16 protein-coding genes are annotated in these 17,422 nt (G+C 41.6%); 8 read left to right on the top strand and 8 right to left on the bottom strand.

Features of this window, described 5'->3' with window-relative positions:
* The first annotated feature begins 20 nt into the window (after positions 1 to 20).
* The 7 genes from SST62_RS0110130 (at position 21) to SST62_RS0110095 (ending at position 6,773) form a co-directional block, all read left to right on the top strand.
* Complete coding sequence (locus SST62_RS0110130) at positions 21 to 773, top strand: ABC transporter ATP-binding protein (RefSeq protein ID WP_029187260.1); 753 nt, start codon at positions 21 to 23, stop codon at positions 771 to 773.
* The gene (locus SST62_RS0110125; RefSeq protein WP_029187259.1) at positions 774 to 2,744 is read left to right on the top strand and encodes an ABC transporter permease; all 1,971 of its coding nucleotides are present in this window, start codon (positions 774 to 776) and stop codon (positions 2,742 to 2,744) included.
* Positions 2,745 to 2,834: 90 nt separating this feature from the next.
* Positions 2,835 to 3,086, top strand: coding sequence for a type II toxin-antitoxin system RelB family antitoxin (relB, locus tag SST62_RS0110120; RefSeq protein WP_029173101.1), 252 nt, complete (start codon positions 2,835 to 2,837; stop codon positions 3,084 to 3,086).
* Entirely contained in the window at positions 3,070 to 3,336 is a 267-nt protein-coding gene (locus tag SST62_RS0110115; RefSeq protein ID WP_029187258.1) for a type II toxin-antitoxin system RelE family toxin, read from the top strand. Before relB ends, SST62_RS0110115 begins: the two co-directional genes overlap by 17 nt.
* Positions 3,337 to 3,377: 41 nt before the next feature.
* Positions 3,378 to 4,043 carry a DNA-binding response regulator gene (locus SST62_RS0110110; RefSeq protein ID WP_029187257.1) on the top strand — a complete coding sequence of 222 codons (666 nt, stop codon included), beginning with the start codon at positions 3,378 to 3,380 and terminating at the stop codon, positions 4,041 to 4,043.
* Complete coding sequence (locus tag SST62_RS0110105) at positions 4,040 to 4,981, top strand: sensor histidine kinase (RefSeq protein WP_029187256.1); 942 nt, start codon at positions 4,040 to 4,042, stop codon at positions 4,979 to 4,981. Before SST62_RS0110110 ends, SST62_RS0110105 begins: the two co-directional genes overlap by 4 nt.
* A 319-nt stretch (positions 4,982 to 5,300) precedes the next feature.
* Entirely contained in the window at positions 5,301 to 6,773 is a 1,473-nt protein-coding gene (locus SST62_RS0110095; RefSeq protein ID WP_032499442.1) for a phosphoglucomutase, read from the top strand.
* 62 nt (positions 6,774 to 6,835) lie between these two features.
* On the opposite strand, the gene xerS is transcribed toward SST62_RS0110095, so the two are convergent.
* From xerS to SST62_RS0110065, 6 genes are all read right to left on the bottom strand, one after another.
* Positions 6,836 to 7,906, bottom strand: a complete 1,071-nt coding sequence (gene xerS, locus SST62_RS0110090) for a tyrosine recombinase XerS (RefSeq protein WP_029187254.1) — start codon at positions 7,904 to 7,906, stop codon at positions 6,836 to 6,838.
* 194 nt (positions 7,907 to 8,100) lie between these two features.
* On the bottom strand, positions 8,101 to 8,505 hold the full coding sequence (locus tag SST62_RS01000000111740) for an AAA family ATPase (RefSeq protein ID WP_228376867.1): 405 nt from the start codon (positions 8,503 to 8,505) through the stop codon (positions 8,101 to 8,103).
* Between the two features lie 59 nt (positions 8,506 to 8,564).
* Positions 8,565 to 9,230: a SatD family protein gene (locus tag SST62_RS0110080; protein WP_029187253.1), complete on the bottom strand. Its 666-nt coding sequence runs from the start codon at positions 9,228 to 9,230 to the stop codon at positions 8,565 to 8,567.
* A gap of 193 nt (positions 9,231 to 9,423) precedes the next feature.
* On the bottom strand, positions 9,424 to 10,998 hold the full coding sequence (ffh, locus tag SST62_RS0110075) for a signal recognition particle protein (RefSeq protein WP_029176721.1): 1,575 nt from the start codon (positions 10,996 to 10,998) through the stop codon (positions 9,424 to 9,426).
* A gap of 12 nt (positions 10,999 to 11,010) precedes the next feature.
* Positions 11,011 to 11,343 carry a putative DNA-binding protein gene (locus SST62_RS0110070; RefSeq protein WP_002935001.1) on the bottom strand — a complete coding sequence of 111 codons (333 nt, stop codon included), beginning with the start codon at positions 11,341 to 11,343 and terminating at the stop codon, positions 11,011 to 11,013.
* A gap of 102 nt (positions 11,344 to 11,445) precedes the next feature.
* A complete protein-coding gene (locus SST62_RS0110065) occupies positions 11,446 to 12,144 on the bottom strand; it encodes a GntR family transcriptional regulator (protein WP_002943214.1) in 699 nt (232 codons plus the stop codon).
* 275 nt (positions 12,145 to 12,419) lie between these two features.
* Here SST62_RS0110065 and guaA point away from each other — a divergent pair, with 275 nt between their 5' ends.
* On the top strand, positions 12,420 to 13,970 hold the full coding sequence (gene guaA / locus SST62_RS0110060; protein ID WP_029187252.1) for a glutamine-hydrolyzing GMP synthase: 1,551 nt from the start codon (positions 12,420 to 12,422) through the stop codon (positions 13,968 to 13,970).
* Positions 13,971 to 14,225: 255 nt separating this feature from the next.
* Here the strand turns inward: guaA and SST62_RS0110055 are convergent, their stop codons facing one another.
* Complete coding sequence (locus SST62_RS0110055) at positions 14,226 to 14,915, bottom strand: hypothetical protein (protein ID WP_029187251.1); 690 nt, start codon at positions 14,913 to 14,915, stop codon at positions 14,226 to 14,228.
* A 44-nt stretch (positions 14,916 to 14,959) separates the two neighbouring features.
* A complete protein-coding gene (locus tag SST62_RS0110050) occupies positions 14,960 to 17,353 on the bottom strand; it encodes an LPXTG cell wall anchor domain-containing protein (RefSeq protein ID WP_029187250.1) in 2,394 nt (797 codons plus the stop codon).
* Between the last annotated feature and the right edge of the window lie 69 nt (positions 17,354 to 17,422).

Genomic DNA, 17,422 nt, shown 5'->3' with positions numbered 1-17,422 from the left:
AAAAACAATAAGGAGTAAATATGTTATTAGAAATCAATCATTTAGAAAAAGTTTACCGCACGCGCTTTTCAAAAGAGGAAACTCGTGCCTTGCAAGATGTGGATTTTAAGGTAGAAGAGGGCGAGTTTATCGCTATCATGGGGGAAAGTGGTTCTGGTAAGACGACTTTGCTCAATATTCTAGCAACCCTGGACAAGCCGACGAGGGGCTCTGTTATCTTGAATAATCAGGATATTACCAAAATCAAGGAAAGCAAGCTGGCAGATTTCCGTTTGCACAACCTAGGCTTTGTCTTCCAAGATTTTAATCTCTTGGATACCCTGTCCATCCAAGACAATATCTTTTTACCTCTGGTATTGGCCCGTACCAGCCATGAGGAAATGGAAAAACGGTTGAAAGTTTTGGCGCCAAAACTGCGGATTCAGGATTTATTGAAAAAACGTCCCTTTGAATTATCTGGTGGACAAAAGCAGCGCGTGGCCATTGCCCGTAGTTTGATTACCCAGCCACAGATTGTCCTAGCGGATGAGCCGACAGCTGCCCTAGATTACCGCAATTCGGAAGACTTGCTGAATTTGTTTGAAGACATCAACCTAGACGGACAAACCATTCTCATGGTGACTCACTCAGCTAACGCAGCCAGCCATGCCAAACGGGTTCTTTTTATCAAGGATGGTCGGATTTTCCACCAATTGTACAAGGCAGGCAAGAGCAATCAAGACTTTGCCAAGGAAATTTCGCTCAATATGTCTGCACTTTTAGGGGGTGAGTAGATGTTTTACCTCAAACTTGCTGGACAAAATATCCGAAAATCCATGGGTGTCTTTGCTCCCTTTGTTTTAGCCAGTCTGGTCCTCTTTACCTTGATTTGTTCCATGTTCTTGCTCATGCTCAGTCCAGTCATGAAAACCATGGGAACAGGTGCAGTCTCTATCGGGCTGGGTGTCGTTGTATTGACCATTTTCTCACTGATTATGGAAATATATAGCTTTAATTTCCTCATGCAACAACGGACTAGAGAGTTCGGTCTCTACAATATGCTGGGGATGAACAAGAAGAAGGTGGCCTTGGTTGCCAGCATTGAGTTGTTTTTCATCTTCCTCTTGGTCATTGTGCTAGGCTCTGCATTAGCAGGTGTATTTTCAAATGTTCTCTACTTGATTTTTGTGAATTTGACCAGTTATGGCGATCTCCACTTTAGTATTTCACCTCTGGCATTTGTGCTTACGGCCTTTCTCTTTGCGGGTATCTTCTTTATCTTGGAATTGTTGGCTATTCGGACGATTGGCAAGACCAGTCCTCTGATTTTGTTCCGAGCTAGTGAAAAAGGGGAGAAGGAGCCACGTGGGAATCTTCTCTTGGCAGCACTTGCTGTCCTTAGCCTAGGTGTTGGCTACTACCTGTCACTTTCGTCTCAATCGGAAGGTCTCGCTGTCATCTATCGTTTCTTTATTGCGGTGCTCTTTGTCATTGCGGGGACCTACTTGTTCTACATCAGCTTTATGACTTGGTATTTGAAGGCTCGGCGGAAAAACAAAGGCTATTTTTACAGGCCAGAGCATTTTATTACTACATCGCAGATGATTTTTCGGATGAAACAGCACGCAACAGGTTTGGCCAATATCACATTGCTTGCGGTCATGGCCTTTGTGACCATTGCGACAACGACGTCCCTCTATACAGGTATGGCAAATATGACCAGTGGACTTTATCCAAAGGAAACATCCATTACCTATCCTGTTGCGGATAGAAGTCAGGGTGAAAGTGCCTATCAGCAATCGGTGCTCAGCCATTTTCCAGAAAAAGCCAATGACAGTTTATCTTATCTGACCTATCAAGCTGGTCTGGTCTATGATGGTGGGAGTGAGATTGTCGTTAGTCCAGAAACCATTGCCAATCCAGACTATAGCAAGATGGCTTTTACCTATTTCATCACCCAAGATGATTTCAGGAAGTTGGGCAATGACTTGCCAGAGCTGGCTACCAATCAAGTTGCCTTTATGCTGCCTAGTGGAAAAGTACCACTTAAAATTGTTAAATTTGGGGATAAAACTTTTGAAAACGTAGTTAGTCTAGATAAGGCAATCTTCCCGGATATTACCAATACAATAGCCGCAGCTATTATGGTGGTTAAAGATGATACAGTTTTAAACGTTATTCGTGAGTACTGCGAATCATTTAAATCTCAAGGTTATCCAACCAGTCTGGACTACCGTGTCTTTACCGATTTGACCAATGAAGAAGTGCTCTCTCTTGGAGAGCAGTCTGGGGATATGTATCATATTCTGGATGAAAATGGAGAATACCTCGGAAATGTCATGCAACGTACGGATTTCAACAATATGCTCATGGGCTTCACAGGTGGTTTCCTCTTTACAGGTTTCTTGTTGGGCATTAGTTTCTTGCTAGGTGCAGCCTTGATTATCTACTACAAACAGTATTCAGAAGGGCATGAGGACAAGAAATCCTACAAGATTTTACAGGAAGTGGGCATGAGCCAGCAGGCTGTTAAGAAAACCATTAATTCTCAAACGCTTTTGGTCTTCTTCATGCCACTGGCTATGGCGACCCTGCACTTTGTCGTTGCACTTGTTATGCTTAAACAAATGCTGATGATGTTCGGAGTGGTTTCTTCTAGCATGATTTACACGGTTAGTGGTATTACATTGCTTGCAGTTGTCCTGATTTACTTTGTCATTTACAAATGGACCAGCCGAACCTATTATCGCATTATTGAACGATAGCAGAAGTCTCGCTGATGCGGGATTTCTTGCTTTTTCAGGGAAATGGTGTTACAATGGTAATACCAAAGAAATACCAGAAGAGGTGAGAAAATGGCAGCTATTACATTGAAAGTTTCTGAGCAGGACAAACTTTTTATGCAGGCTATGGCAAAGTTTGAAGGTGTGAGTTTGTCGGAACTCATTCGGACTAAAACCCTTGAGGCTCTTGAAGACGAGTACGATGCGCGTGTGGCAGACATTGCTTGGGCAGAATACCAAGAAGACTTGGCAAACGGCATTGAGCCGATTAGCTGGGAGGAAATGTTGGAAGAGTTGGGGTTGACGGATGAAGACCTGTTATAAACTTGTACCAACCAGTCGTTTTATCAAACAGTTGAAAAAGCTGGACAAATTTACTCAAAAGCAGATTACCAACTACCTGTCCAGTCATGTGACTGAAAACCCCAGACAATACGGAAAAGCCTTGACGGTCAATCGTTCTGGCCAATGGCGGTATCGTATCGGAAATTACAGGGTCATCGTCAGTATTGAAGATGATAAATTGATTGTGACTGCCCTTGAAGTCGGGCATCGAAAAGAAGTATATAAATAGAAAGCCAAGACCTGTGTCCTGGCTTTTGCAGAATGAAGAAGATGAAAAAAGAAAAGATTTATATTGTTGAAGATGATGAGATGATTGTCCAACTCATGAAGCAGCATTTGGGAAAATCTTATCAGGTAGAAAGTGTGCAGAATTTCCGTGCTGTCAGTCAGGAAGTTGCTGAAATCAAACCAGACTTGGTACTGATGGACATTAGCCTACCCTATTACAACGGTTTTTACTGGACAACGGAAATCCGTAAAACCATGACCATGCCCATTATCTTTATCTCCTCTAGTGATGATGAAATGAATGCGGTCATGGCAATGAACATGGGAGGCGATGATTTTGTATCCAAACCTTTTTCACTGGGAATTTTGGATGCCAAAATCGGTGCCTTCCTGCGTCGGGTCAATCAATTCAGCAAATCAACTGACTTGTCTATTGACCAATTCCAGCTTAGTTTGGACGGACGATTTTCAAGCGAATCGGAACAGGTTCAGCTTTCACCTACTGAAACCAAGATTTTATCCACCTTACTAGAAAGACAAGGACAGATTGCCAGCAAGGAAGAACTCTTGGAAAAACTCTGGGAAAATGAAGAATTTATTGACCAGAATACCCTCAATGTCAACATGACTCGTCTGCGTAAGAAGGTGAGTGAAGTGGGATTTGACCGTATTCATACTGTTCGTGGCGTGGGGTACCTGGTCAAATGATAGCAAAATTTATCCGAGAATACCGTAGTTTTTATTTCGCCCATCTGGTCTTGGCTGGTAGTTTTATCTTGCTCTTTTTACTTTACAAACTGCCCACCGAATTTCTGCAAAACGCTCTGCTATTGTCCCTAACCCTCTTGATCCTTCTGACTGTAGGGCTTTTCTGGGAGTTTCGCAACCGCATGAGAGCCTTGGAAGATTATGTCCATGAAGAAGCTCTGCCCCTGCTGAATAAGCCTGTGGACCTTGCCTATCTCAACTTGATTGAAGCGGAGAAGGAGGCGACGCGGGAGCAGCTCTTGGATTATAAGTCACGGGAAGAGGACTTGCAAGCCATGGTCAAAATGTGGTCCCATCAGATGAAAGTGCCTTTGGCTGCCCTGTCTTTGATGAGTCAGACTGACAACCTCAACCAGCAGGATGTCAATCACCAGCTCTTACGTTTGGACAATTATATGGCAAATCTCCTCAATTACCTCAAACTGACCAACCATGCCAGCGATTTTCGATTTGAGCAGGTAGAAGTGAGAGAAGTAGTTGTGGACTTGGTCAAAAAATACCGCAATCAGTTCTTGCAAAAAGACATTTCAGTGACCATCGATGGAAATTGGCTACTGAAAACCGACAGAAAGTGGCTCAGTTTTGCCCTATCACAGATCATCGACAACGCCCTCAAGTACAATAAGACTGGAGGTAAGGTAGCCATTGAACTGAATAAGGGAATTTCCATTTCCGATACGGGAATTGGGATTCTAGCCGAAGACATTCCACGCCTATTTGATGAGGGATTTACAGGTTTTAATGGCCGTGAACACCAAAAAGCTACAGGTTTTGGCTTGTATCTGACCAAGCGGGTCTTGAATCAGTTGGAACTAGCTATTTCCGTGGAAAGTCAACTGGAAGTTGGTACAACTGTAAGCATCACTAAAGTACAGTAAAAGCTGTGCTTTTTTCATTTTGAAACCGCTTTGAAAATATGATATACTAAATTTATACTCAATGAAAATCAAAATCAGACTAGCTCCAAAGGTTTGGGGAACCTTTGGAGGTTGGAGATAGGCGAACGTAGTTCGTTTCTACTTATGCAGATAGAACTCTGTTCCTTTTATATTTCAAGGGAACAGGCTGAAAAGATCCACTGGACCTTTTCACTCATCAAATCAAGTCAACAACGTCCGCTTTTGATTTTCGAAGAGTATTAGTTTGAATTAGGAGGTTACTACGTCCCACCATCACGTACTACAAAACGGATCAGATATTCGCGGTATTGCCATCGCTACAGACGAATATGCTGTCAATCTCACTCCACAAGCCACCAAGGAAGTGGTGCGCGGACTGATTCATTGGCTGACCCAGAAGCCAGAACTAGCGCAGACCTATCAAAAAGGCCAATTGACTATCGGTATCGGTCGAGATAGCCGTCTCAGCGGTCCAGATTTGGTTTCAGCCTTTACAGAAGAAGCCGTTCGTCTGGGCGTTCAGCTGATTGACTTTGGCATGGCTACCACGCCAGCCCTCTTCATGAGCACCCAGTACCCGCAGTTCAAGTGCCACGCTGGTGTCATGATTACCGCCAGCCATCTGCCTTATTACTTCAACGGCATTAAGATTTTTTCGGAAAATAGCGGAGCAGAACATGAAGATATTGACTTCATCCTCTCGCATAGTGAAGACTTGCCAGCTTCTTCCCTTGGAAGTGTCACCAGTGCAGACCTGATTACGCCTTATGCCCAAGACCTCGTAGGCAAAATTCGCTCAGCCTGTGACGGACAAGAAAAACCACTGACAGGTCTTAATATCATCGTCGATGCTGGAAATGGTGCGGGTGGATTCTTTGCTGAGAAAGTGTTGGCAGAGCTGGGAGCAGATACCACAGGCTCACAATTCCTAGACCCAGACGGCACCTTCCCAAACCATGTTCCAAACCCTGATAACAAGGAAGCGATGGAAAGCATTCGCCAGGCTGTCTTGAAGCAAGGCGCAGACCTTGGTATTATCTTCGATACCGACGTTGACCGTGCCGCCCTAGTCACCAAGTCAGGAGAAATTCTCAATCGTAACAACCTGATTGCCGTTCTTAGCCAGATTGTCCTAGCTGAACATCCAGGAACCAGCATTGTGACCAATTCCCCAACAACTGAACACCTTAAAGTCTTTATAGAAAGCCTGGGCGGCAAACAAATTCGCTATATCTCAGGCTACCGCAATGTCATCAACCGTGCTATTTTAGCCAACCAAGAGGGAGTTGATTGCCAGTTGGCTATCGAAACCTCTGGACATGCTGCCTTTAAGGAAAATTACTTCCTTGATGACGGAACCTATGTGGCGGCTAAGATTCTCATGCTTTTACCAAAACTGCAAGCGGAAGGCAAGTCCTTGGACGACTTAATTGCCCAGCTTAAACAACCGCTGGAAACCCAAGAAGTGCGTTTCAAACTAGAAGCGGTAGACTATCGCGCACTGGGTGAACAGGTCATTGCTGACCTCCGCCAAACCAACCTAGAAGGCTTTGCTTTTAACCCAGAAAACGAAGAAGGAGTGCGGTTTGACCTGACCGAACCTTATGGTGACGGCTGGCTCTTGCTCCGTATGAGCCTCCACGAGCCACTCTTGGTCTTGCAGGTGGAGAATGACCAGACTGGCTATATTCCTGCCGTTTTACGCACCTTCTCAGCCTTTTTGGACCAGTACCCAGCTGTCAATCAGGACAAATTGAAAGAATTGCTATAATTGAAAACACGAGTAAGCTCAAACTTACTCGTGTTATTTTACATAATTTATTTTACGCAACATCACAACTGATCCAGTGCATTTTTCTGCTCATCGTTAACGATATGGGTATAGAGGTCGGTTACCTGGGTATTGGCGTGGCCCAGCTGATGACTGACCAGAACTTGCGACTTGGTGGCGTCGTAGAGCCGTGTTGCCAGCGTGTGACGGAGTTTGTGTGGTGTCACACGTATCTTGAAGTCCGCAGAGTACTTGGCCACCATTTTTTCGATAGAAGAAGCGTCGATACGATTGGGCAGCCCACGGTATTCGGACAGAAAGAAGGCTGTATCCGTTTTTTCAGCCTTGTAGCGTTGCTGACGGATGCTCATATAGGCTTCCAGATAGGGCTTAGCAAACCCAGCCACATTGACCGAGTCCCGCTTCCCCCCCTTACGGGTTACTTCAATAATCATCAAATTGAGGTTGACATCTCGAAGATCCAAATTCACCGCCTCTGACAGACGGACACCAGAAGCCAAGAGAAGTGCCAGAATCGCCAAATCCCGCTCCTTATTTTTTTGGAAGGATGAGAGGGCACGTTTGGATAACTTTACTTGGTATTCTTTATCAACATAGTCCAAGAACTCCATCGTTTCATCGCCCAAAAAGAGCTTCTGCTTGATATTCTCTGCCCGAGCCGCCAAGGTTTCCTTCTTCTTCTTGGTGGATACCTTCTTCATGACGTTGCGGTAGAAGTAGGGCTCGCCCTGCTCATTTTCCACTTCTTCGGTTAAATACTTGAAGAGACTAGAAAGGGCCGAGAGGGTACGGTTAATGGTGGTCTGCGACACACCATTCTGCGTGGTATTGGCGTTCAGCAAGGGACGTTCCCGCAGATAAAGAATAAAGGCCTCCATATCTTTCTTGGTCAGATGTTCCAGAACATCCAGCGGAATGTCAGCAATTCGTTCGACAGCGACTAAATCTGAATCCTGTAACCACTCAAAAAAACGACGGTATTCTTTCAAGTATTCATACAAGGTTGTAAAACTGTAAGGCACAGACAACTTGGACTGATAATATTCCAAGACATACCAAGGCATAATTTCTTTCAGCTGATCAATTTTTTCCAATAATAACTCGCGTCTCATCATTTTCTCCTGATTTTAGCTATATGAGTAGTATAGCATAATCTTATATAAGTTTCAAGAAAATTATAGTTTTTCGGAAAGATGTGGATGTAGTTTTTTCATTAGAATCTCCTTCGCAACCTCTTCTGGCTTCAAATTGTCTGTGTTTAACCTGTGGCCCCGGAATATGACTTTCAAAAGCTTTTAAACAAACATCAATATGCCCTTTTGGCCCAGAAGTTGTCTTCATTGACTCGATTATCTAAACGTTCTAAAATGGTTGTTTTGTCAGCTAACAAAATATACTGTTCCAAAGGAATCTTATCCTTTATCAATTGCTGAATGATCTCCTGATAATATTCTGTCTTATAGATTGTCATGGGAATAATAATAATCTTATCAGTTTTAGTCGCTAAATCAAATACTATTTTATAAGTACTCTGTCGCCAAACGGAATAATCTTGAAAATCTTCAGGACATACAGTCTGAGGTAATTGATGTTGTAAGAAATTACCTAGTAACTCGGGATCATAGAGATATGAGTTTTCTATTCGTTTGTGTAATTTATTTGCTAAAGTAGTCTTTCCGACACCGAATGGGCCGTTTAGCCAAATAATCATATGGTATTCCTTTCTATTTTTACAAAAAAATTTACACAATATAAATTATGTAAACAAAATTAGCTTCTTTGACTGAGCTGCAGGATTAAATCCATAGCTGTTTTTCGATTTCGGAAATAAAGTTTTATTCCACTCGATTTTAAGCGTTTGGTAAAGGCGCTTTGACTCAGTTTCATTTTCTCAGCAATTGGCTTTTGTGTGAATTCTTCTTGATAGATTTTTTTGGAGATTAAGGTCTCAAACAGATCCGTTTGCGAACGATTCCAGGTAGCTTTGATGAAATCGCTAGAAGTTAGCAAGGGGTTAATCACACGATCGATTTGCTTGTATTCAGATGAAAATGCAATTTTGCTGGTGCCATAGTCATGGTTGTCGTGAATGAAGTCAATAGCCTTGCGTGCTTCCCAATAAGCTGGACCATCTGCTCCAATACTTAGCTTGGGATCGATAGCTGTTAGAATCTCACCCAAGCCAATTCCAAATCGAATCTCCACCTCATCACGAAAAGCTAGTTGGATTTGGTCAATTATTAAAAAAATATAAGGGTTAGGCTTGCATAAGGCTTGAAATTCATCTCCCTTTGTAATGGTAAATGGCGATGCGAAGTCCTGAGCGAAGGAATGATTGATTCTATTTAGCTGCTGTTTTAGCCTTTCTTGAATACTAGAGCGGTTTGAAGTCTGTTTTGAATTGACAATATCTCCTATTATTGCGATATAATTCATAACTTGTCCTCTGATTTCTATTATATTTCCATTATAACGGACAATATAAAAATTGTCCACTAAAAAGGACATTTTTGAATATTTCCGTTATAATGGAAAGTGTTGGGGTTCAAAAATCATTTTTCCTGCTTTGCTACTTCTATTTTATAGCGCTGTATCTTACTTCTTCGAATAAAAAGTAAAAAAGAAGAGATTATTTTCTCTTCTTTTTGGCTTTCTTGATTTTATTGGCTTGGCGCTTCATGGCTTGTTTCATAGCAAACTCACCAATTTTACCTTTCAAACCGCCTCCAAACATTTGGGACATGTCTGGCATACCAGCCCCGCCCATCAGTTGGCTCATATCAGGCATGCCTGCACCGCCCATCATATCTTCCAGAGCAGACATATCCATACCGTTCATGTTTGGTATGTTTTTAGGGAGATTATTTGGGTTGATTCCCATTTGTTTCATCATTTTGTTCATGTCGCCTGACATGACACCCTGCATCATGGTTTTCGCTTGGTTGAAATCCTTGATAAATTTATTGACTTCGACAAAGCTATTTCCAGAACCGTTAGCAATACGACGACGACGGCTAGGTGTTAACAAATCAGGATTTTCACGTTCAGCTGGCGTCATAGAGGATACAATTGCTCGTTTTCGTGCAATTTCACGCTCGTCAACTTTCAAGTTGGCAAGGGCTGGGTTACCAGCCATACCTGGAATCATCTTCAGCAGGTCTTCCATTGGTCCCATATTCTGAACTTGGTCCAGCTGATCAATGAAATCGTTGAAATCAAAGGTATTCTCACGCATTTTTTCAGCGAGTTCTAGTGATTTCTTCTCATCGTATTCTTTGCTGGCTTTTTCAATCAAGGTCAGCATGTCACCCATGCCCAAAATACGCGAGGACATACGGTCTGGGTGGAAGGTTTCAATATCTGTGATTTTTTCACCAGTACCGGTGAATTTGATTGGCTGACCAGTAATGTGACGGACAGACAAGGCTGCACCACCACGTGTATCGCCGTCAATCTTGGTCAAAATCACACCAGTAATAGCCAGTTGATCATTGAACTCACGCGCAACGTTGGCAGCTTCCTGACCAATCATAGCATCGACGACCAAGAGGATTTCGTTTGGCTGAGCAAACTCTTTGATTTCTCTCAATTCGGCCATAAGGGCTTGGTCAATCTGCAAACGACCGGCCGTATCGATCAGAACGTAGTCATTATGATTAGCTTTGGCTTGTTCTAAACCTTGGCGTACAATCTCCAGTGCAGGGACTTGATTGCCCAACTCGAATACAGGTACATCAATTTGTTGACCAAGGGTCTTCAACTGGTCAATGGCAGCTGGACGATAAATATCGGCAGCAATCAAGAGTGGGCGGGCATTCTCTTCCTGCTTGAGTTTATTAGCCAACTTACCTGTGAAGGTCGTTTTACCAGCCCCCTGCAATCCAGCCATCATAATGATAGTTGGAATTTTTGGTGATTTGATAATTTCTGAAGTTTCAGAACCTAATACAGCCGTCAATTCCTCATCAACGATTTTGATGATTTGTTGAGCAGGGTTCAGAGTGTCAATAACTTCATGACCAATGGCACGTTCACGTACTTTCTTGATGAAATCTTTTACAACTGGAAGAGCAACGTCGGCTTCTAGTAAGGCCAGACGAATTTCCTTGGTTGCTTCCTGAATATCACTCTCAGAAATTTTTCCCTTACGACGCAGATTTTTAAAAACATTCTGTAAACGTTCCGTTAAGCTTTCAAAAGCCATATACTTCTCCTCTTACTCTCTATTATCAATACTGGTTAGAATGGCGATTTTCTCCTTCAAATAAGCATCTTCTGGATACTTGTTCAGTATTTCGTCGAAAATCTGGCTACGCACTACATAGTCAGAATACATATGTAGTTTCATCTCGTAGTCTTCCAGTAATTTTTCTGTTCGTTTAATGTTATCATAGACCGCCTGACGGCTAACTTGAAATTCCTCAGCAATCTCAGCCAAACTATAATCATCGGCATAATAGAGCTCGATGTAGTTCATTTGCTTGTCTGTTAGCAAGGCAGCATAGAATTCAAATAAGGCATTCATTCGGTTGGTTTTTTCAATTTCCATAAACTTTATTATATCAAAAATTCCATATTTTATAAATAAGAAAATCCGTCATCACTAAAGATTACGGATTTTTAAAAAAAGTTTTACATAATTATTTTTATGTTAATTGTTTTCTAAATAGAATTCGAAACGTTCTCCAACATACTGACTATTTACAAATTCAAATGCTTGACCATCCTCGAGATAAGATACCTGTTTTAGTGCGAGAATAGCCTGGTTTTTAGAAATTTGTAAATATTGAGCCACTTTTTCATTGGCTAAACGCGCAAAAATGGTTTGTTTGCTCGTTCCAATTCGATAACCATTGTCCATAAGTGTTTTAAAGAAATGGTTGGTAACATCTTCTTTGGGGACATTTTTTATCAAGCGTTCAGGAATGCTGGCAACCTCATACACGACTGGAACATTATCTGCATAGCGGACCCGCTCCATTCGAATAACATACTCGCCACGGGATAAACCTAACTGTTCAACTTCTTTTTCATTAGGTTTGGTTCGTGTATAGGACAATAATTTGCTGCTTGGCGTCTTTCCTTGGAGTTGTACTAATTCAGTAAAGGAAGTCGTGCCTCGCATCTTTTCTTGAACCCGTGTACTGGCGACATAAGTACCGGAACCAATCTTGCGTTGTAGAATACCTTCTTCCACTAAAAGTGTGATTCCTTGACGGAGCGTCATACGAGAAACACCAAATTCATCTGCTAAATCGCGTTCACTTGGTAAACGTTGACCAATTTTCCAGATTCCGTTATCGATTTGTTCCTTAATTTTATCGTGAATTGTGATATATGCTGCTTTCATTTATCTAGCCTTTCCCTTCTTTCTAGTTTACCAAAAATAAAGGCGTTTGGCTAATTCAGGCCACACTCTATTGGTAAAATTCTCCTAGGCAAACAATGAAGTCAGATTACCTAAAATAAAGTGAGTAAAAACAATAAAAATACGAACACTAACATTTTTATTATCACTCATAGTTTGCAAAACAGATATTTAACAAATAAAATTTGGAAAATGTTCGCTTTTATGTTAAACTAACTACTAGTATTTGAATTATTTTCAAAACGAAAGGGAAAAACATGACAAAACAAGATGTCCAAAAAATTATTGTATTGGATTATGGTAGCCAGTACAACCAACTTATTTCACGTCGAATTCGTGAATTTGGTGTCTTTTCAGAATTGAAAAATCACAAAATTACTGCTGAAGAGGTTCGTGCCATCAATCCGATCGGTATCGTACTTTCAGGTGGTCCAAACTCTGTTTACGCTGAAAATGCCTTCGATATTGATCCTGAAATCTTTGAATTAGGTATTCCAATCTTGGGTATTTGCTACGGCATGCAGTTGATCACTCATAAGTTGGGTGGTAAGGTTGTACCTGCTGGTGAGGCTGGAAACCGTGAATATGGTCAATCAAATCTACAATTGAAAGCTGAATCAGCCTTGTTTGCTGGAACGCCAGAAGAGCAATTGGTTCTCATGAGTCACGGGGATGCTGTAACTGAAATCCCTGCTGATTTCCATCTGGTTGGCCTCTCTGCTGACTGCCCTTTTGCTGCTATTGAAAACACAGAACGCCGTATCTACGGTATTCAGTTCCACCCAGAAGTTCGTCATTCGGTTTATGGAAATGATATTTTGAAAAACTTTGCATTTGATATCTGTGGAGCCAAAGGCGACTGGACAATGGAAAACTTCATTGAAACAGAAATCGAAAAAATCCGCCAGACTGTTGGAGACAAGAAAGTCTTGCTTGGTTTGTCAGGCGGTGTCGATTCTTCTGTTGTTGGGGTCCTGCTCCAACGTGCTATCGGTGATCAATTGACCTGTATCTTCGTTGACCACGGACTTCTTCGTAAAAATGAAGGTGATCAGGTTATGGAGATGTTGGGTGGCAAGTTCGGTCTTAATATTATTCGCGTTGATGCTGCTAAGCGTTTCTTGGATTTACTTGCTGGCGTATCTGACCCTGAGAAAAAACGTAAAATCATCGGTAATGAATTTGTTTACGTATTTGACGACGAAGCAAGCAAGTTGACCGATGTGGAATTCTTGGCTCAAGGAACGCTCTATACCGACATTATCGAATCTGGAACGGATACTGCAGAGACAATCAAATCTCACCACAACGTTGGTGGTCTGCCAGAAGATATGCAGTTCAAGTTGATTGAACCGCTCAATACTCTCTTTAAGGATGAAGTTCGCGCCCTCGGTACTGCTCTTGGTATGCCGGATGAAGTTGTGTGGCGCCAACCATTCCCAGGACCAGGCCTTGCCATTCGTGTCATGGGTGAAATCACTGAGGAAAAACTTAAAACCGTTCGCGAATCTGACGCTATCTTGCGTGAGGAAATTGCAAAAGCGGGTCTTGACCGCGATGTGTGGCAATATTTCACGGTTAATACTGGTGTCCGCTCTGTAGGTGTCATGGGTGATGGTCGTACCTACGACTACACCATCGCCATCCGTGCCATCACTTCTGTTGATGGAATGACAGCTGACTTTGCCAAACTACCTTGGGACGTTCTTCAAAAAATCTCTGTCCGCATCGTAAACGAAGTAGACCACGTCAACCGCATCGTCTATGATATAACAAGTAAACCACCAGCAACCGTTGAATGGGAATAATATATAAGAGTAACTTTAGCTAAGAATCCTTGATTTAACAGCATTCTAACTCCTGTACAAAGCATTTAAATGAGATAAATTGGTTTGAACTGTCTCCAAATTGTCTCCAAACGAAGCCCAACCTTGAGCTTCGTTTTTTATCTATTACTCGTAGCAAAAAGAGATAGTGATGCTTATTATTCACTATCTCTTAATTTTAAGTTCAATTGTTTTATCTAATCTTAAGAAGTTCAAAATTCTGTTTCACCACATTACTTAGAATAATGAATCAATAGATGACCTAATCTTTGCTGTTTCAAGTAATTGGATTGTTTGCATAACAGATTGGTAGCGTACATTATTTTGAATTGAACGAAGACTATCTTTCATCATAGCTTGGTTATATTCCACATTGTCTCGATGCTTCTCTTCCGATAATAAATTGGCAGCTTCTTTAAAATTATCTGCTCTAAAGTTTTCCAAATAGCTATAAAGTAGATAAAGGTCATTCATATTGAAATAGGTAGACGGAATAATACTTTTATATTCAAGAAATTGTTTATCTTTTAGTAGCTCTCTTCCTTTTTGACGATATGCATTTGACTCGTCGTTTGTTTCCGCTTTTACAAATTCTCTTTTTGCAAAATACTTAAAAACAAAATTTATCATAGCTAAGATAGGTGAAAACAGTGCCCAAAATACTACATAGATTAATAAAAATTGAAAGATTGTGTGCATCCCAAGTGCATATTTTCCTTGGAGAGCACCTAATACAATACAAAATAAAATAAAAATTGCAAGAGCTTTGTTATACCAAGAACGAAGCTTTATATAATTTCCTGTAATTTTATTAGCTGCTCTATCTTGCACCCTTAAAATAGCATCGTCTAAATCTTTTACGGCTTTCAGAACTTGAAAACTATACCCCAACATTTCCATGAGTTCTTCTTTAGAATAGGTATTCATAAATTTATCTCCTCACACTCACAATATTGTAAATCAGTTCCATTTTACCCATGTCTACGTCTTCTTGCACCTGCAAGACCTAGACCTGCTAAGACAACTCCAATGACCATCAAAACGATATTATCCTCTGAGCCTGTATTTGGCAATGTATGAGCACGTTCAACACGTGAATAAGTTACTTTTTCTCCAGTAGCAGTTTGTTGAACAGTAATTCCTGCCTGTGGCTTATAAACTGTCGGAGTGACAACTGTCTTTTCATTATCAATATTGTCAATAACATCCAAATCTTGACCTTTATCACCATCTTTCGGTACTTTCACATCTGTTGTTTGTGACTCTTCTGATGGTTTGCTGAACAAATCATTGAAGTCTACCGCTGGCAATGCTGGTGCTGTTGGTGCATCTTTTGGTGTTGCTGTTACTTCATCTTCAGTAATCACTGTGTTGAATTCTTCTTGCAAGGCAAACAAGGTTGCAAGACGGTCTGCTTCAGCTTGTGATGCTTCTGCTTTCGCTACCAATTCAGCAAGCAATGCGCTTGACTCGTCTTTCGCCACTTCAGCGTCGCTTAAGCGCGCTTTCGCAGCTTCCAAGTCAGCAAGCAATTGGTCTTGATTTGCAAGCAATGATTTCAATTCAGCGACTTTGGTCTTAGCTGTTACCAAGTCAGCTTGTGCGTCTGTAAGTTCACCCTTAGCTGTTTCCAAGTTCGCAAGAGCTTCTTCTTGTGATGCGAGAGCTTGACGCAACGCCGCATTTGCTGTTTTAGCCGTTGCACTTGCATTGTCAAATGCCATTTGTGCTTCTGCAATTGCAGCTGTACGTTTCGCATTTGTAAGAGTAATATCAGTCTTCGCTTGCTCCAATGTAGCAAGAGCTGATACGGCTTGATTCAATGCGTCAGATGCAAGTGACTGTTGTGCAAGCAAGGCTGATTTCTCAACTTCAAGGGCAACAACGGCGTCTTTAAGCGCTTGACTGTTGTCGACTACTGTAGTTGTGACATAGTTAAAGGTACGTTTTGGCAAGAATTTCAAACGCTCACCGTTGTAAGTTTGTGTCAACTTACCATCAACTGTTGATTGTTGGAAAAGAATAGTGCGGGCATCATCATCAGATAAAAGTGCAAAGTATTGGCTAGTGCCATCCGTTGCCATACCTACTGCGAGATTACCCGTAGCATACGTTAAAAGATGGTCACGGTGACCAAAATCCACGGTCATATTATCATATTCACTGAACCACCCTAACACTAAGTTATAGGCTATTTCTGCGTGTGATAATGATTTAGACTTATTGTCAGCCGAACTCGTCAAACTGTAATTATCTTTGGCAATTGATTCAAAATATTTAGTAAACCCGTTTTCATTCATGTTTACTTTATTACCCTCGGTGTGAGAGAAATGAGTTACCAGTTCTTGTGCACGTGCATTAGCGATGTCAACGAGATTGTCTGTTACTTTCAATGCGATATCTTCTTGAGTCTTACCATAACGAGGTGTCAATGTAATGCCATTGATTCGACGCAATTCATTAATGATATTCACCACTTCTTCCGATACAGCTTTCGCATCAAATGTGTAAGTGAATGAACCTGTTTCAGCTAATTCTTTAGCTTGTTCAGCTGTCAATACAACTGTTTTGGTGTCTTCACCATCAAAAATGACGGTTTCGTGTTGACGTGCATATACATTATCACCCAAAACATCTTCAAGGTCTTTATCTGCAGCTGTGTGTTCAACATAATTGCTTGATGCAACGGTTTCAGTAACTGTAGTTGGTTTGTAGTTATCAACCGCTTCTTGTGCTGTTGCAATTTTACTGTCAGTTGCAGTAATTTCGACGGCTGTTTTAGCTACTTCAGCTTCTTTTTCCGCAATAGTGCTCTTAGTTTCAGCAATTTGCGCGTCTACACTTTCAGCAGTGACTACTGGTTGTGCTTTTGCGTCTTCCAAAGTAGCTGATGCTTGAGCTTCAACGGCATTTGCTGTGTCAGCAGATGTTTGAGCGCTTGCTACTTCAGCATTCGCGGAGTCTACAACTTCTTGAGCCGTATCGACAGCCGTTTGAGCTTGTGCAACTGCTTCTGTTTGAGTAGCTACTTCAGCCTCCGCTGCTGGAAGAGCTTCTTGTGCTGTAGATGCTTGTGCGGCGGCTTCAGTCAATGTTTCTACTGCTTGAGTTTCCGTAGCAAGTGTTTGGCTAGCTGCTGTATCAACAGCTGTTTGAGCTTCAACAGCTTTTGTGTCGGCAGATGCGACTTCTTGTGCTTGTTCCACTTGTTCAGCAGAAATAGTCGTTGGTGTTGTTACGACTGTTTCCGTAGATTCAGCCACTGGAGTGATTACTTCATCAGCCTTCACCTGAAGATTTGTAGCAGATGCCCCAAGGGCAACGGTTAAAGCAAGTGAATTTACAACTTTTCTTTGTGTTCTCATATGATTCCCCTTTTTTAATGTAAACAAAAAATATTTGTTTAAGACTATTATAGCACACAAATTTGGTCT

The sequence above is a fragment of the Streptococcus suis YS56 genome (assembly GCF_000440115.1).
In the GTDB taxonomy this organism is placed as follows: Bacteria; Bacillota; Bacilli; order Lactobacillales; family Streptococcaceae; genus Streptococcus; species Streptococcus suis_L.
This window is presented reverse-complemented; position numbering and strand designations above follow the sequence as displayed.

Coding starts and splice junctions, on each gene's coding strand:
- SST62_RS0110130 (WP_029187260.1), top strand. CDS start 21: ATGTTATTAGAAATCAATCATTTAGAAAAAGTTTACCGCACGCGCTTT.
- SST62_RS0110125 (WP_029187259.1), top strand. CDS start 774: ATGTTTTACCTCAAACTTGCTGGACAAAATATCCGAAAATCCATGGGT.
- relB (WP_029173101.1), top strand. CDS start 2,835: ATGGCAGCTATTACATTGAAAGTTTCTGAGCAGGACAAACTTTTTATG.
- SST62_RS0110115 (WP_029187258.1), top strand. CDS start 3,070: ATGAAGACCTGTTATAAACTTGTACCAACCAGTCGTTTTATCAAACAG.
- SST62_RS0110110 (WP_029187257.1), top strand. CDS start 3,378: ATGAAAAAAGAAAAGATTTATATTGTTGAAGATGATGAGATGATTGTC.
- SST62_RS0110105 (WP_029187256.1), top strand. CDS start 4,040: ATGATAGCAAAATTTATCCGAGAATACCGTAGTTTTTATTTCGCCCAT.
- xerS (WP_029187254.1), bottom strand. CDS start 7,906: ATGAGACGCGAGTTATTATTGGAAAAAATTGATCAGCTGAAAGAAATT.
- SST62_RS01000000111740 (WP_228376867.1), bottom strand. CDS start 8,505: ATGATTATTTGGCTAAACGGCCCATTCGGTGTCGGAAAGACTACTTTA.
- SST62_RS0110080 (WP_029187253.1), bottom strand. CDS start 9,230: ATGAATTATATCGCAATAATAGGAGATATTGTCAATTCAAAACAGACT.
- ffh (WP_029176721.1), bottom strand. CDS start 10,998: ATGGCTTTTGAAAGCTTAACGGAACGTTTACAGAATGTTTTTAAAAAT.
- SST62_RS0110070 (WP_002935001.1), bottom strand. CDS start 11,343: ATGGAAATTGAAAAAACCAACCGAATGAATGCCTTATTTGAATTCTAT.
- SST62_RS0110065 (WP_002943214.1), bottom strand. CDS start 12,144: ATGAAAGCAGCATATATCACAATTCACGATAAAATTAAGGAACAAATC.
- guaA (WP_029187252.1), top strand. CDS start 12,420: ATGACAAAACAAGATGTCCAAAAAATTATTGTATTGGATTATGGTAGC.
- SST62_RS0110055 (WP_029187251.1), bottom strand. CDS start 14,915: ATGAATACCTATTCTAAAGAAGAACTCATGGAAATGTTGGGGTATAGT.
- SST62_RS0110050 (WP_029187250.1), bottom strand. CDS start 17,353: ATGAGAACACAAAGAAAAGTTGTAAATTCACTTGCTTTAACCGTTGCC.